This is a genomic window from Brevibacillus sp. M2.1A, assembly GCF_013284355.2.
In the GTDB taxonomy this organism is placed as follows: Bacteria; Bacillota; Bacilli; order Brevibacillales; family Brevibacillaceae; genus Brevibacillus.
The window spans coordinates 1,460,001-1,475,645 of record NZ_JABSUY020000001.1 but is presented as its reverse complement, the minus strand read 5'-3'; the positions used below and the strand labels follow the sequence as shown (position 1 = coordinate 1,475,645).

Genomic DNA, 15,645 nt, shown 5'->3' with positions numbered 1-15,645 from the left:
CTTCTATGCTCTATCTTACCGTTCAAGAAGCAAAAAGAGTAGATAAAAACTAGGTAAGAGCTGCAGCGCTCCCGTGCTTACCTACTGCCTCTTGCACCCGCACTTCTTTGTTCCCTTGCTGCAATTGATACATCTGATAGTACCTGCCTTGCTTCTCCATCAAGTCTTCATGCTTTCCTCGCTCTACAATTCTGCCTCGATCCAGTACGAGAATTTGATCTGCATTTTTGATCGTAGACAGGCGATGAGCAATGATGAAGGTCGTTCTCCCTTTTTTCAACACTTCAAGTGCATTTTGAATAATGCCCTCTGTTTCCGTGTCAATGCTGGCAGTCGCTTCATCCAGAATGAGGATAGCCGGGTCAAATGCGAGAGCACGCGCAAACGAAATCAACTGACGCTGTCCGAGTGAAAGCGTGCTACCCTTCTCGATAACAGGTTCATCGAATCCTTGCGGAAGACTGCGGAACAGTTGGTCTGCCCCTACATCACACAAGGCCTTCTCCACTTTTTCCGGAGAAATCGACGGATCATCCAGACTCACATTGGAACGAATTGTTCCTGTAAACAAAAACGGGTCCTGCAAAACAATAGCCATATGCTGGCGAAGCTGCTGTTTGGAAAACGACTTGACATTGCGCCCATCAATCATAATCGCTCCTCTGTTTACATCATAGAAGCGGAGTAACAGATTGATAATCGAGCTTTTTCCCGAGCCTGTGTGACCAACCAGTGCCACTGTCTCTCCTGGCCAAGCTTCGAATGAAATGTTTTTCAACACATATTGGTCGTCTTTGTAGGCAAAAGAAACATCGTCAAAACGGACATTCCCCTGATAGCACGGAACCTTTACAGGATCAACGTCAACGCCTTCTTCATCCAGCAGTTCAAAAACACGTGATGCCGCAACGAGAGATTGCTCCAGGTTCGCCAGTTGGTTGACGATTTGTGTCATCGGCTGGAACAAGCGGTTGAGATAATCGACGAATGCGTAGAGGACACCAAGCGAGAGCAGTGTACCTATACCGAGGGACGCTCCGCCGAAATACCAGATGAACAACACAAACGCGATATTGCGGATGAACTGAACCAGATTAAACGAAGCGGTCGCATTGAGCCGTAGCATTTTATTTTGATAGGTGAACAGTTCTTCGTTTAGTTCGCCGAATTCCCGCATCGTTTCCTTTTCTCTGCGAAATGCCTGAATGATCGGCATCCCTTGGATCGACTCGTTGATCATTCCGTTGATGTCACTGATGCGTGCCCGAATGACATGGTTGAATGCAGAGGCGTACTTGCGGTACAAGTAAATCCACACGACCATGATTGGCAAAATGACTAGACAAACGAGCGCGAGCCGTACATCAAGCAAGAACAGCGCTGCGAAAATACCGACTAAATAAATCCCGCTCGTAATAAAGTTGCCGAGCACATTCGTAAACAGCTCCCGGATTGCCTCCGTATCGTTTGTAACACGAGCAACCACCTTCCCGGCAGGGAGATGATCGAAATATTGAATCGGTAATCGTTGAATATGCGCGAACACGTCAATACGCAGTCTCTCGATGACCTGATTCGCTGATTTTTGCCATAAAAATTTTTGCCCATAATGGAAAAGTGAGGCAACTACCAATAGTCCGAAATAGAGAGCAGCCAGTGTGAGCAGGCCGCTTGTCTCTGGCCGGAAAAATTCGAATATCTCCTGATTGCTTAAGAGAATGGCCTGATACTCCGCTCGATCCGCACCTTTGACAATGACGAGCTTCCCATCCTCAATGGAGCGCTGCCCATCATACGAAATCGCCTGATTCAAGAAATAATAGTCGCGACCCACTTGTAAAACACGAACTTCCCCACCTGTGCTCTCCCCTGCTGCCAAGTGGTCCTGTCTCGTGTAGTACTTCCCTTTGTATAACACGGAATCCTCACGCTGTGCCGTCTCATACCACGGGAATTCAATGCCCATGATGTGCGTATCGATCATTTTTTTTGCCAAAAACGGTCCCGTCAGTTCTGCCCCAACCGAGATGGACAGCATCAATATCGCCAGAAGGATCGTCTTTTTAAAAATGGATGCATAATGGACTAGCCTTTTCCCTGTCGTCATTCATTCACCCGCTTTCTGTCAGCGTCGCTTCAATCTGCTGTTTCTCGAATTGTTCTTTATACCAACCACCCAGCTCCACTAGCTGTGCATGTGTACCTTCCTCGACGATTCGCCCTTCGTCCATGACGAGAATCCAATCTGCATGCTGGACGGCCGATAAGCGATGTGTGGTGATCAGCGTTGTTTTACCTGCACGCTCCCGGCGAATATTGGCGATCATCTCCGCTTCGGTTTTTCCATCCACCGCTGACATGGCATCATCGAGAATCAAGATCTCCGGATTGACCAAAAGAGCACGGGCAATCGAGACCCGCTGTTTTTGCCCGCCAGAAAGGGCTACGCCTTTTTCACCAACGAGCGTTTGCAAGCCTTCAGGCAGTAGTTGCACATCCCTAGCAAACGCTGCCTGCTTCAATACTTCCTGTAATTGTTCTTCTGTTGCCTCGTTGTTCCCGAACAGGATGTTTTCGCGGACTGTCTTCGAGAACAGAATCTGCTCCTGCGGTACATAGCCAATCCAGCTCTTGATGTTATCCAGGCTGATCTGTTCTAGCGCCTCTCCCGAAACACTGATGGCTCCCCGTCCTACCGGAAATTCGCGAAGCAATTGTCGCACCAGCGTGGATTTCCCGCTTCCCGTACGCCCGACGATTCCTAGCGTTTGCCCCCGGCCAAGAGTAAAGGAGACATCCACTAGTTGGTCAACCTGCGCAGATGGATAGCGGAATGTCACGGAATCGAACCGAATGACTTCTGGTACTGCCACATGAACCGGTCTGTCGTGATCCGTCACATCGGCTTCGTAAGCCAAGGTTTCATTGACCCGATCCAGCGAGGCACTTCCTCTCTGCATTACATTGATCAATTCGCCAATCGCAAACATCGGCCAAATGAGCATCCCTAGATAGACGTTAAACGAGACCAGCTCTCCCAAGGTCAGTTCTCTTTGAAACACAAGATAGCCACCGTAGATCAAGCCGATCATATAACTGATCCCAACCAATATTTTGACGGTCGGCTCAATCAACGAATCGATTCTCGCTACATCGATATTTTTTTGATACACTTCATGTGTTTTTTGACGAAAGCGCTCCTGATCCGCCATTTCCTGTACGTAAGCTCGAATCACACGAACACCAGAGACAGATTCCAGTACGCGATCGTTTAGCTCGCCAAACGAGGATTGTGCGGTTGAAAATCGCTCGTGAATTTTTTTCCCATACTGCTTGATGATATAGGCCATGAACGGCAATGGAAGGATCGCCGCTAAGGTCAGCTTCCAACTGATCAAAAAGCCCATTGTCAGCACGATTGCCCCTGTAAAAGATAGCGAATCCACCATCGTCAAAATCCCGAAGCCTGTCGTCATTGAGACAGCCTTGAGGTCATTTGTCGCTCGCGCCATCAGATCACCGGTACGATTGCGCTGATAAAACGTTGGCGTCATCCGCAAAAAATGCGTCATAAGCTTCGAACGCAACGTCCGTTCCGCCAGAAACGCTCCCCCGAACAGCTGGCGAATCCAGATAAAATTGACCCAATAAATCGCGACAGACAATACGCCGAAAAACAGCAAAATGGATACCAGCCGCTCTCCAGTTAGCGTCCCCAGGTGAATCTCATCAATAGCCACCCCGATGATTTTTGGAGGGATAATCTCCAGTAGGCCGCCTAGAATCAATAGCAGAATAGCGACCGTATAACGTTTCCAATGCTCCTTGAAAAACCAATCAAGCTTTGCCAAAACCGAGAACATCTTTTGTTTCTCCCCTCTCTTTAGCTGGCTGGGTGCCTTTTTTAGGGACAAAAAAGACACATCGCCCGTGAGCAACATGCCTTTTCCTCAACAAAAATAGAAAAGGCGCAGGCTACAAAAGGTAACCTACGCCATGTTAACGAGATCAAAAAAACGATACTACGCTCGTATCAATGGTGGGGTTACGTCATGTATGCCCTTGTATGGATGACCCATGCGTACAATTCTTTTCATGACTAGCCCACCTTTCCATTAATATTTTGAATTTCCAATAAATACTTCTGAACTTTACCATTATTGCGGATACATTGTCAACTGATCTTTTCCGTGCTTTTGCTTCCCTTCATTTATTTGGTATGATAATCCTCATGAAGCTTATTCAGGAGGCCATTTATTTTGTTATCATCCAATCAAAAGCGTCGATTGACATCTGTTCAAATCATCGTGTTCGCCTACGTTGGGCTCATTCTGATCTCAGCGTTTCTTCTGTCATTGCCGTTTTTTCATTTGCCGGGAGCCTCTCTTTCTTTTATTGACTCTTTGTTTACCGCGGCGAGTGCCATCAGCGTTACCGGGCTGACTGTCATTACGATTCATGAGGTTTTCAACCAGTGGGGGATTCTCTTTCTTACGTTGCTCTTCCAGGTTGGTGGGGTCGGAATCATGACACTGGGAACGTTCATCTGGATCCTCATGGGCCAAAAAATCGGTCTGGAACAGCGCATCTGGATCGCGACGGACCACAACCGCTCCACATTGTCCGGTCTGGTCGACCTGATGCGCAATATTCTCGTGATTGCACTCTTGATCGAGCTAGTGGGAACCATCCTGTTAGGCAGTCATTTTATTTACGCCGGCTACTACGACGACTGGTACACCGCGTTCTACCACGGTTACTTTGCCTCTGTCAGTGCTTTTACGAATGCCGGGTTTGACCTGCACGGAAACTCCATGCTCGACTTTACCCACGATTATGTGTTTCAGACTATCGTGATGATCTTGATTATTTGTGGAGCGATCGGGTTTCCCGTCCTCGTGGAACTGAGAACGTACTTTTCCTATCGCCGTGCAAAAGTGCGTTTCACCTTTTCGCTCTTCACCAAGATTACGACACTGACGTTCTTTTCCTTGATCGCCATTGGTGCCCTGCTCATTTTCGTTTTTGAACGAAATCAATTTTTGGCCGATAAGACCTGGCATGAAATGTTGTTCTATTCGTTGTTTCACTCCGTCTCTTCGCGAAGCGGCGGCTTGGCTACGATGGATATCAGCCTCTTGTCGACCACAACACTCATCATGCTCTCCGGGATGATGTTCATTGGCGCCTCGCCGAGCAGCGTGGGCGGTGGGATACGCACCACGACGTTCTTCGTCCTGATTGCCTCGGTTTTTGCCAACATGCGTGGCTACAAGGAAGTAAAGGTGTTCGGAAGAGAACTCGTTGATGAGGACATTCAGCGCTCCTTCACTGTCTTTTTCATCGCGATCATCCTGGTGTTCACAGCGGTCATGCTACTCGTCTGGCTGGAGGATTTACCTTTCCAGCACGTCTTGTTCGAGGTCTGCTCTGCATTCGGTACGACCGGATTGTCTACCGGGATAACGGCTCAGATGGGCATAGGCGGCAAGCTCATTCTGATTATTACGATGATGATCGGACGTATCGGGATTATCAATTTGCTCCTCTTCTTGAAGCGCAATGACCGAATCGTACGCTACCATTATCCGAAAGAACGCATTATCATTGGTCAATAGAGAAAAGGAAATCCCCCAAAGCTAGTAGCCGTTGGGGGATTTTTTTCTAGCATCAGAAAGCTGGCAGAGGACAAGTCTTTCTTGTCATCGAATGTCGGATTAATACGGGCCCCAGTTAATCAGGACCCCGATCACGATAAATACGATGGAGAGGACTGTCCATACCGCTGTGAGTGGAAGCATGAACTTCAGCCACTTGCCGTAAGAAATGCCACTCATCGCCAATATACTCATCAGAACACCTGAGGTCGGGTTAATACAGTTGACCACACCTTCTCCGAGCATCAGTGCCTCGACTGCTACCTGGCGCGTAATGCCCATCAGGTCAGCCAATGGTGCCAACAACGGCATCAACATAACGGCTTCACCTGAACCGGACGAAATCAAGAAGTGCAGCCCGGCGCTTCCGAGGAACATCCCAATTGCCCCAGCCATCGGGGAAAGCGGCTCCAGAACGGTAGCAAGCCCGTACACGATGGTATCGAGGAACTTCCCATCTTCCAAAATGACCGTGACCGCACGTGCCATACCGACAATCAAAGCCCCATAAATCAGTCCCTGACAGCCTTTTAAGAACGTTTTGGCGATATCGTTGCCACTCATCTTGTTGAGCAAGCCTACCCCGATCGCAATAAAAATAAAGATTCCGGACATCTCGTTTACGTCCCATTTGAACAAGATCGTGCAGACGATAAAACCAATCAGAACGATCCCCGTAAACGCAAGGATCAATTTGTGACGCGTAGTAAAATCAACATTTTTCGTGTCTACTTCCATCGTGGTTGAACCACTATCAGAAGGAAAGAGCTCACCCTCCAAGATACTGTTGTTTTGACGAACCTTACGCGCGTAACGCCCGATGTACAGGATGGTAACGATCACAAACGTAACATAAATGATGGTGCGGTATCCGATACCCGAAAACAGCGGCAGCTCCGCAATTTCTTGAGACAAGCCCAGTGTTCCCGGAAAAGCGATTGTCGTATTAAATCCGGCATACACCCCCAGATAAATCAGAGCCACACCGAAGATCGCATCCATTTTCATCGCTCTCGCAATCATGATGCCGAGTGGAACGAAGGCAATGACGGAGTTGACGATCACACCCAACGTACCCAGTACGGAAAAGACGGAAGTGATCAAAATAACCAGCAGCCACTCTCTATGTCCCAGTTTTCGGACCATAGTCAAAATCGCTGCGTTGAGTGCACCTGTCTTATCCAAAACAGCTAAAGCCCCTCCTGTAAACAAAACGAGGAAGATGATCGGCGCGCCTTTGACCATCCCTGTCTGTATCGCGGTAAAAAACTCGATAAAACCTGTAGGATTCGGCTCCACCGCATGATAGCTGCCCGGGACAACTGTCGTCACGTTGCCGTTTTTTACACGCTCAAATTCTCCTGTCGGGACCACATAGGTAGCCAATGCACATACAAGTAAAATGCAAAACAAAAGGACGTAGGCGTCTAGCCGAAGTAAGCTTTTCTTTTTTAGTTGCTTGCTCTCTGTCATAAGGTAACCCCCTGCGTGTGTAGCGCTTCTCTAAGAATGTTGGGCTGCTTCATAAATCGCAGCTGTCATGATTTTTGCCCCATAAATCAAGGCATCTGTCTGAAAAGTCATCTGTGGATGATGCAGAACAGGTGTGAGACCACACCCCAGACCAATCATCGTGGTAGCCAGCTCAGGGCGGTGGATCGCGTAAAAATGGAAGTCCTCTCCGCCTGGCGTTACACATATATCGGCAATTTTATCCTCACCCAGCACTTGCCCAATTGCCTTTTGCGCTACTTGGATCATGCTCGCATTGGCGACCGCAGCGGGTGTGACTCCCGACCATTCCCACTCGACATCCATGCCCATCAAAGCCCCTGTCTGACTCATGGCATGCTCGGTTTTTCTTCGCAATTCGGCCATGCCTTCATTGGACTGTGCACGTACATCGAGGCTAAAGGTCGCTCGATCAGGGATGACATTCACCGTTTCTCCCCCTGCTTGCAATTGAGTCATCTTCACGGAAAAAGAGCATCCGTCTTCCAAACGAATGTTTTGCAACGCCTGAACCAAAAACGAAGCGGCTTCGATGACATTTTTTCCGAGCGCCGGACGTGCTCCGTGAGCTTGTAGACCTGTAATCGTCCCCCTGATGGAGCTAGACGATCCATGCAAAATCGCTGGAGCAGCGCTGCCATACGGGACTTCCATTTCCGGGCGCAGATGGACGCCGATCAGCTTTGTCACGCCTTCGAGGGCACCATCCTTCATCATCTGCAAGGCTCCGCCCATCTTCTCCTCAGCAGGCTGGAATAGAAAGCGCATCGTTTTCGGCGGCACCACCCCGCTTGCTTGAATAGCCAGGGCACTGTAGAGAGCAAGTGTCGAGTGAGCATCGTGTCCGCATGAGTGATTCGGTCTCACCACGCCGTCCACTTCCTGCACAAGTGCATCCATATCCGCGCGCAATGCCACGATTTCAGCACTCTCTCCAGGAATCTCCGCATAAAAGCCGTGGTGCCCCTCGAAGCCTGTGACGGCAATACCGGCCGCCCCCATGCGTTCCCGCAAATATCTCGCCGTTTTCTCCTCGTGCCAGCTCGGCTCCGCCAATTGATGCAAATCTTTGTATGTTCGCACTATTTCGTCGCGATGCTCGTCCATGTATAAGAACGGATTCATCCGATTCATCATCCTCCCTGATGTCTATCTCTAGTATCTGGTTTGCTCTACCGAATGTATAGCAAGATTTGTGCCAAAACCATATTGTTATAAAAGTTAAGCATTTCTGAACAATTAAGGATTTTTAGGTTATAATATAGGTTGTTTTTACGGATATCTGATCCAATATTTTCACCCAAATCTAAAAGCTTTTCGGCAGATATAAAGGAGTCGCATCATGATAAAACAGAAACCATGCATCTTGTTGATGACCAGGCTGGAGACGATCAGCTTGCTGTTTGCAAACACGCTCACGTCTTTTTTCGGAAACCGCTTGGCCATCATTCGAAACCACATGCAAGAACGGCTTCACCCGAGTGTGTACGATGAAGTTGATCTCATCCTTGTTTCTGATACCAGTCTTTTGCAAGATCAGCCAGTTCCTCAACCAGACATCCCCGTGCTGCTAGCAAGGCGTACGATTGACATTAACAAATTGGATCAACTCATGGACTTGCCGCCAGGAACGCGCTGTCTATTTGTTTCCAACTCTATCGAAATGGTAGAAGGCGCGATCGAGCTACTGTTTCATCTCGGATTCTCTCATCTGACATTTGTACCCTACGTACCCGATACCGAGACTCCGCTCCCTGAAAAAGACCAAATAGATGTCGCTGTCTGTCATGGGCTCAGGGAGCTGATTCCTGCTCATTTCGAAAACGTCATTGAGTTGGGGCACCGCCCTTTGGATTTGACGACGATCTTTGATATTTCGCGCCTGCTTGATCTGTCTCCAGATAAGGCAAACCTGTACACGGCTGACTTCATCAGTGATTTCGTCCATATCGGGCGCAAGCTGACCAACTCGGTACACAATGAACGGAAGCTGAATGAAAAGCTGAGCTCCATTTTAAATGCCGTTCATGAAGGCATTATTGGTACAGATGCCGCAGGGAATATCACTGTGCTGAACAAGGAAGCCGAGAAAATTTTGCATATGACTGAAGCAACTTGCATCGGGCGAAATGTAGCAGAAGTCATTCCTGAATTTCTTATTCTGGAAGTAGTCGAGTCACACACGGAAGTAACGAAGCAAGTATTGGAATACCGCGATTTGTACCTCTTGGTTACCAAGATTCCCACGTTCTTGGATGATCAGTTTCTTGGCGCTGTCATTACCTTTCAGGACGTGACGAAGGTACAGCAGATCGAACAGGAAATACGGACGAAGAGTGCCAATCTCGGACTAATGACCAAGTACTCGTTTGACAATATCATCGGCAAAAGCCCGTCTATTCAGGCCAACAAGCGAGTCGCGACCAAGCTTGCCGAAAGTGACTTTACGATTCTCATTACAGGGGAAAACGGAACCGGGAAAGAAGTTTTTGCCCAAGCCATCCATCAACACTCGACGCGCCGTGACGGTCCGTTCGTCCCCGTCAATTTTGCAGGGCTGACCGAGAGCTTGGTAGAGAGCGAATTGTTCGGGTACGAGGAGGGTTCTTTTACAGGGGCACGAAAAGGCGGAAAGATGGGGCTATTCGAGCTGGCTCACAACGGAACCATTTTTCTGGACGAGATTGGGGATGCCCCGCTTAGCATTCAGGCGTCATTGCTTCGCGTTCTCCAGGAAAAGCAGGTCATGCGCGTAGGGGGCTATCGCGTCATTCCAGTCAATGTCCGCGTCATCGCGGCTACGAATTGCAACTTGATGGAAATGGTCAAAAAAGGGACATTTCGCGAGGATTTGTATTACAGACTGAACGTTCTGCCTCTGCACATCCAGCCCCTGCGTGATCGTCCCGATGATATTTTGGTGCTGATCGATTATTTCTTGCAGAAAAAAAAGCAGCGTCTGTCCTTCTCACGAGAAGTGACGGAACAGCTACTCCGTTACGATTGGCCAGGCAATATTCGCGAGCTGGAAAATTTCATTCACTATGCAGTCGTCATCGCAGAGGGGAATCAGGTGGAGCTGTCTCATTTGCCAGAGCGTTTTTTTGCGGGGCATGTCTCTACTCAGCCACTTCTCTCTCACCGGGATGATAAGTTGGAAGATACAATCCGGTATTTATCCAGGCAAGGCGCCTTGGTAGACTACGCGGCGATCCTGCAAGTACTGTCCGATTGCTATCAACGTCAGGAACGGATTGGACGCAGTGCCCTGCTCGCGAGAATGGAGGGTCCCTCCATGACTGAAGCCCAAATCAGACACAAGCTGACCGTGCTGGACCGCTCTGGATGCGTCTCGATTGGGGTTAAGAAGCAAGGGACGCAGATTACTGCGTTTGGGCAGCAGGTGTTAGCTACTTTGCTGATTGCTACGAAGCGGTAATTATTGTTGTCTTCCTACGATTGTGGAGACCGAAGCCACGTAGGAAGAAGTGCATTTCCAGTCCAAGCGCCTCTGGAGCCCTACCCAGCGTAGAAATGAATAGAGGGGAATTTCAGCTTCACTTATGAGATACTTCCTCGAAACTTCAACGTTTGAAGCGCTCCCGCTATTCATTTCGGAGCGGCCAGTCAACCCCCTTTGCGGGGCGTAGGCCGAAGCGCAGACTGGAAATGCACTTCTTCCCTCCACTACGGCATCGATACAGCATATGAAAAACAAAAAAGCGGCAAGTTTTTAGCTCCTCCGCTTTTTTCATGAATCCATCTAAGTAGTCACAATGGACGTCTCTATTTTTTCTGGTTGAATCATAGGCAAAATAGGCAGCTCCATCAAATTCCGATGCTTGCCCGGCCCGTAGTAATCCTGCTCAGCATGAGCCAGACGGAAGCCATAGGCAGACAGCGCACGAATAGAGGATGCATTCGTTTCACTCACCGTAACCTGCACGGTACGAAGTGTTGGAAACTGGCGCAGGGCTTGCAGTCTGGCTTCGATTAGCCGCTTGCCGATGCCTTGCCCTTGGAACTCCTTGCTCACATTGCTGAACAGAAGCCAGCCAGTCGTCTGATACATATCAATTCCGGCACAGCTAAAACCGATGAGCTGGCCGTTGTATGTCGCCTTAAAAATCAGCTCAGGAAACAGCTCCATATACTTTTTCAGCTCATGCAAGTTCATTCGATCGGGTAATGTCATATCCGCCAACGTAATCATTTCCGCAAAATCATCTCTTACGACGCGCTCAATCCGCACTTCCACCCTACCCGCCTCCTGTACATTCGCTCTTACATTTACACTATAGCAAACAGGTATAAAGCTGGAATGGATGGCGTGTGAAGGTCATGTAAAATTCGCGAGCCAGTGGCTATTTTAGTGGAATATAGATGCTCATCTTTATCGCATCTGGGAAACGAGAGCCCCACACATCTGTCACTTCGAAATCGGGTCCCTCGCCTCTCTCGTAATTCGAATTCGGCAACCACGTCCCGTAAATGTACCTGCGTGTGTTTTGCACAAGATCGATCTCCCCGTTCACCTTGAACTCCGCATATCTCCCCGAAGGCAGCGCAAGTGAAATGAAGCCCTCAGGCAGTTCTTCTGGAAAGCCATGCACAGCCTCTCCTACAACAAAGGAAAAGCTACCGTCATCCTCAAATTCGCAGGAGATTCCGTACGACATGTCTGCCGCCGCTTTATTGGGAATCCGCAAAAAATCTTGATTGCTGCCAAACGCTTGATAGAAGCCCGGGATGTCCGTGAAATACTTTTCCTCCTGCAAACTCGTTCGGTATCTGCGCCCAATGATTAAAATTTCATCCAATGTCGTGATCGTCGGTTTGTTCATCGTGATCTCTCCTTTGATCGTTTGGCGAAAGGCCAAGAAGTCCATCTTGGCTAGATAAGGCAGCGAATGATTTTCTTTGCGATATCTTCCAGGTGTAATCCCGAACTGCTTTTCGAAAGCGCGAGTCAATGCTTCCTGCGACTGGTATTGATAGGCCACAGCAATTTCGAGCACATTGTCACTTGTCTGTTTTAGCGCAAGTGCAGCTTCCGACAACCTGCGCTTGCGAATGTACTCCTGTACGCCGAAGCCTGAGATTGCCTGAAACAGCCGCTGAAAATGAAACGCAGAGAAATGCGCCCGTGAAGCAATATCTGTGATGTTCATTTCTTCCTGAAGATGCTCTTCTACAAAATCAATCGCGTCCTGAATCCGCTTGTACGTGTCCATCTTTGACTTCCTTCACCTATTTTTTCTTTATTATGCGGGAGATCCCGAGCGTTTTTTTGATCAACTGTGCTATCTTTCTAGCTTTACGTCGTCAGCCGCTCTACCAATTCGGGCGACAGTTCCTTCTCTTCCTTTTTCCCATCCAACTGCTGTGTCCAAATCCGCTCATGGAGCATCTCAAATGCGTATGTTCCCATCAACATACTGGAGCTGGATACGGTGGTGATCTCTAGTAATTCTCCGATTGGCTGATCATCGCAACCGACTACGGCTAAGTCTTCCGGTACGCGAATCCCCCATCTGCTGGCTTCTTTGATGATCCCTGCCGCTATATGATTGCACGATACGATCATTGCTGTCGGCCGCTCTTTTGATTGCAGCAATTTCCTCACGACATCCTTGCCGTCCTGGATCGTTAAACACTCTTCAAATGACCACTCAGGAGAGGGTGTCACGTCAATCGAATGTAGCTTTTCGTAATAGGCACGTTTGCGATGCTGACTGTTAAAGCTGTTCTTTCTGCCGATGCAATACCCGATCCGGCGATGCCCCTTCTTCATCAGATACTCCATCCCGATCAGAAACGTTTGATAGTGGTCGATATGAACACTCGAAACAGATGTGGTATCATTTGCTTCACACGTGATGATAGGTCCGTATCCTGCGTATTCATTGAGCGTTTCGCAAGAGCTGGATCTGGAACACATGATGAGCCCGTCGATTTTTTTATTTTTGAGCAAGTGTAAAACGCTGCGTTCTTGCTCGGGATTGTTATTCGTTTGGCACACCATCAGCTTGTAATGATGCTGGGCTGCTTCTGCTGCTATCCCTTCAATAATGGAGCTGTAGTATTGGTTATTGACGAGAGGCAATGTCACACCGATGACCATCGTTTTTCCGGTAGAAAGGTGCACCGCATTACTGTTTTGAACATAATTTTGTTCTTCAATAATCTTGAGAATCTCCGCGCGTTTTTTCTCATTCACGTACGGATGGTTGTTTAGCACACGGGAAACGGTTGAAACGGATACACCTGCCAATTTTGCGATTTCTCTTATGTTAGCCACTCAGATTACTCCTCGAAGTCGGATCAGTACTAATTACATACATCAAAACACATTCCGCTTGCTCTGAAAAGCGTTCCACATCTTATGCTCTCCTTATGTAGAATGAAAGGAGTCGTGTTTTGTGATTCGCTTAAAATTTGAATATCTCTTGTTTATCGTAGGCTTATTGATTTTGGCGCTCGGGATCAACATGATGACGACCATTACATCCTTTGGTCTTAGCCCGTATGATTCTCTGTTTATTGCCCTGTATCAAAACTTCGGGATATCGATTGGCTTCTGGATGTTTGCCATTAACCTGACCTTTGTCATCATCGTCCTTTTCATGGATCGCAGTTATATTTCTGTCGGTGCCATTTTGGTCATGGTGCTGATCTCCGTCTTTGTCGATTTGATTGGGTCCATCGATGGGCTCATGGCTGCTATCCGTTCATTGCCGCCGCTTCTGACCATGGCACTCGGAAACATTTGCATCGGCAGCGGTATCGGGTTGTATGTGTGTACACAAGTGTGCACTGCTCCCCAAGAGGCATTTGTACTGGTTATGTCGAAAAGATTAAAGTGGACATTCAGACGGACAGAAATTTTGCTGGCGTGCATGTTTCTTAGCGCAAGCTTCCTGTTAGATGGCCCGATTTATTACGGAACAGTCGTGCTGTCGTTTACGACTGGCTACATTATTCAAGCAGCAATCAACGTCGGGAATAAAATGCTTCGTCTCGTCAATCAAACGAAGGGGGCGGAGGCGTAATAGGAGGAAAGCCTTGAGAAATTTTCGACCAAAAGCTGTGTGTTCGCTTGCAGTGAGCCTGTTTCTATTGCTTGGCGGTTGCTCCTCTTCCACTGGTCTCGTAAAAGCTGGCGGAGATGTTTTTGCCCAGAGCGAAATTCACAGACTGACCCAAGATCCTGAAAACGTGAAGCATTACCAGCCGATGAGTATTCAGGAAATAACACCGCTATTGCCTTCGTCTCTCCAAAGCCGCATCAAGCAATTGGATAAAACGAAGCTGCCTTTTCCTGTCGAAAAAGAGTTGGCCTATCTCGTCTCATTCTCCTCAGGCTCCGAAAAAGAAATACGACACCAGCTACAGCTGACATACGCGCAGGATAACGAAGTACCACTTTCGCAAGACTTCTTCATCGTACGTATGACGGAGACAGATGAAAACCCCTTGGCCCATGTGAAGCCATCTGCTTCTGGACTGGATTCGTTTGGGAACGTCATGCGCGTCGAGCCATTGACCGACGATATCACTTTCTATCATCATATCATTACGACAAACAGCTCTTATGTGTATAACTTTTACAAATATGATGATAAAAATCACGCAGTAAATCTGATCGTCACAAACGCCCATGAGATGGAGTTCTATGATGATGGAATTCTGTATCATCTCGCTTACCACGCCGGAAGCAATCTACTGGACCCTACCCTTCATGATCAGATGGTAGCGCTGGCGAAAGATTTAATTTCTGTCCGTTCCTAAATGAAAAAGAAGGATTCCCCTGTCGCTCATAAGACTTGCAGGCGGAATCCTTTTTTCTATCTCTTGACCTTCACGTGGCGTGAGGCTTTACCATATTTTCCAGTACGATCAAGTAACTGGAGGATGAACGATGCCAAACCACGAACAAATTTACAAAACTCAAGCGGAACAGTACAATTTGATGATTTCCAGACAACCTAGTCTGCTCGCTGTCATCGAAGAAATCACCCCTATCAAAGGACAGGACGTGATCGATCTGGGAGCTGGCTCAGGTAGACTTACGTCTGTGCTTGCCCCTCATGCCAATTCCATTCTGGCTCTGGATGCTTCCGCTTCCATGCTAGAAGTGAATACACAACAGCTGACGCAAGCCGGTCTTTCCAATTGGAAAACCAGCGTAGCGGATCATCGAAATATTCCCGCGGACGATAACAGCGCGGATGTCATCGTAGCAGGGTGGACGGTCTGTTACCTCACCAGTTCTGAAGTTCCCAACAACGAGCTCAATCTTGAAAAGATCATTCTGGAGATGAAGCGCGTGCTTCGTCCTGGTGGCACGATCGTCATCATGGAGACGATGGGGACTGGATATGAAACACCTCATCCACCCGAATTTCTTACGCAGTATTATTCCTTGTTAGAAAGCAAATACGTTTTCTCTCACAAATGGATTCGCTTGGACTAT

12 protein-coding genes (1 of these 12 cut by a window edge) are annotated in these 15,645 nt (G+C 48.2%); 5 read left to right on the top strand and 7 right to left on the bottom strand.

Annotated features, from left to right (window positions below; genetic code table 11):
* Positions 1 to 49 precede the first annotated feature (49 nt).
* Both HP567_RS07145 and HP567_RS07140 read right to left on the bottom strand, forming a co-directional pair.
* The gene (locus HP567_RS07145; protein WP_173611228.1) at positions 50 to 2,107 is read right to left on the bottom strand and encodes an ABC transporter ATP-binding protein; all 2,058 of its coding nucleotides are present in this window, start codon (positions 2,105 to 2,107) and stop codon (positions 50 to 52) included.
* Positions 2,108 to 2,111: 4 nt separating this feature from the next.
* Complete coding sequence (locus HP567_RS07140) at positions 2,112 to 3,863, bottom strand: ABC transporter ATP-binding protein (protein WP_173611227.1); 1,752 nt, start codon at positions 3,861 to 3,863, stop codon at positions 2,112 to 2,114.
* Positions 3,864 to 4,259: 396 nt separating this feature from the next.
* Between HP567_RS07140 and HP567_RS07135 the strand changes: the two genes are divergently transcribed.
* Positions 4,260 to 5,618, top strand: a complete 1,359-nt coding sequence (locus tag HP567_RS07135) for a TrkH family potassium uptake protein (protein WP_173611226.1) — start codon at positions 4,260 to 4,262, stop codon at positions 5,616 to 5,618.
* A 99-nt stretch (positions 5,619 to 5,717) separates the two neighbouring features.
* On the opposite strand, the gene HP567_RS07130 is transcribed toward HP567_RS07135, so the two are convergent.
* Positions 5,718 to 7,130 carry a YfcC family protein gene (locus tag HP567_RS07130; RefSeq protein ID WP_173611225.1) on the bottom strand — a complete coding sequence of 471 codons (1,413 nt, stop codon included), beginning with the start codon at positions 7,128 to 7,130 and terminating at the stop codon, positions 5,718 to 5,720.
* A gap of 30 nt (positions 7,131 to 7,160) precedes the next feature.
* Positions 7,161 to 8,294: a M20 peptidase aminoacylase family protein gene (locus tag HP567_RS07125; RefSeq protein WP_173611224.1), complete on the bottom strand. Its 1,134-nt coding sequence runs from the start codon at positions 8,292 to 8,294 to the stop codon at positions 7,161 to 7,163.
* Between the two features lie 217 nt (positions 8,295 to 8,511).
* Between HP567_RS07125 and HP567_RS07120 the strand changes: the two genes are divergently transcribed.
* The gene (locus HP567_RS07120) at positions 8,512 to 10,608 is read left to right on the top strand and encodes a sigma-54 interaction domain-containing protein (protein ID WP_173611223.1); all 2,097 of its coding nucleotides are present in this window, start codon (positions 8,512 to 8,514) and stop codon (positions 10,606 to 10,608) included.
* Between the two features lie 324 nt (positions 10,609 to 10,932).
* On the opposite strand, the gene HP567_RS07115 is transcribed toward HP567_RS07120, so the two are convergent.
* The 3 genes from HP567_RS07115 to HP567_RS07105 form a co-directional block, all read right to left on the bottom strand.
* Entirely contained in the window at positions 10,933 to 11,427 is a 495-nt protein-coding gene (locus HP567_RS07115) for a GNAT family N-acetyltransferase (protein WP_173611222.1), read from the bottom strand.
* A gap of 106 nt (positions 11,428 to 11,533) precedes the next feature.
* Positions 11,534 to 12,403, bottom strand: a complete 870-nt coding sequence (locus HP567_RS07110; protein ID WP_173611221.1) for an AraC family transcriptional regulator — start codon at positions 12,401 to 12,403, stop codon at positions 11,534 to 11,536.
* An 83-nt stretch (positions 12,404 to 12,486) separates the two neighbouring features.
* Positions 12,487 to 13,470, bottom strand: a complete 984-nt coding sequence (locus HP567_RS07105; RefSeq protein WP_173611220.1) for a LacI family DNA-binding transcriptional regulator — start codon at positions 13,468 to 13,470, stop codon at positions 12,487 to 12,489.
* Positions 13,471 to 13,591: 121 nt separating this feature from the next.
* Here HP567_RS07105 and HP567_RS07100 point away from each other — a divergent pair, with 121 nt between their 5' ends.
* The 3 genes from HP567_RS07100 to HP567_RS07090 form a co-directional block, all read left to right on the top strand.
* Positions 13,592 to 14,221 (top strand): YczE/YyaS/YitT family protein, encoded by a 630-nt coding sequence (locus HP567_RS07100; protein ID WP_173611219.1) that lies wholly within the window; start codon positions 13,592 to 13,594, stop codon positions 14,219 to 14,221.
* A 13-nt stretch (positions 14,222 to 14,234) separates the two neighbouring features.
* The gene (locus HP567_RS07095) at positions 14,235 to 14,960 is read left to right on the top strand and encodes a hypothetical protein (protein ID WP_173611218.1); all 726 of its coding nucleotides are present in this window, start codon (positions 14,235 to 14,237) and stop codon (positions 14,958 to 14,960) included.
* 130 nt (positions 14,961 to 15,090) lie between these two features.
* Positions 15,091 to 15,645: the 5' portion of a class I SAM-dependent methyltransferase gene (locus HP567_RS07090; protein ID WP_173611217.1), read on the top strand. The gene runs 132 nt beyond the window's last position; the window shows 555 of its 687 coding nt (coding positions 1-555); the start codon lies at positions 15,091 to 15,093; its stop codon lies off the right edge, out of view.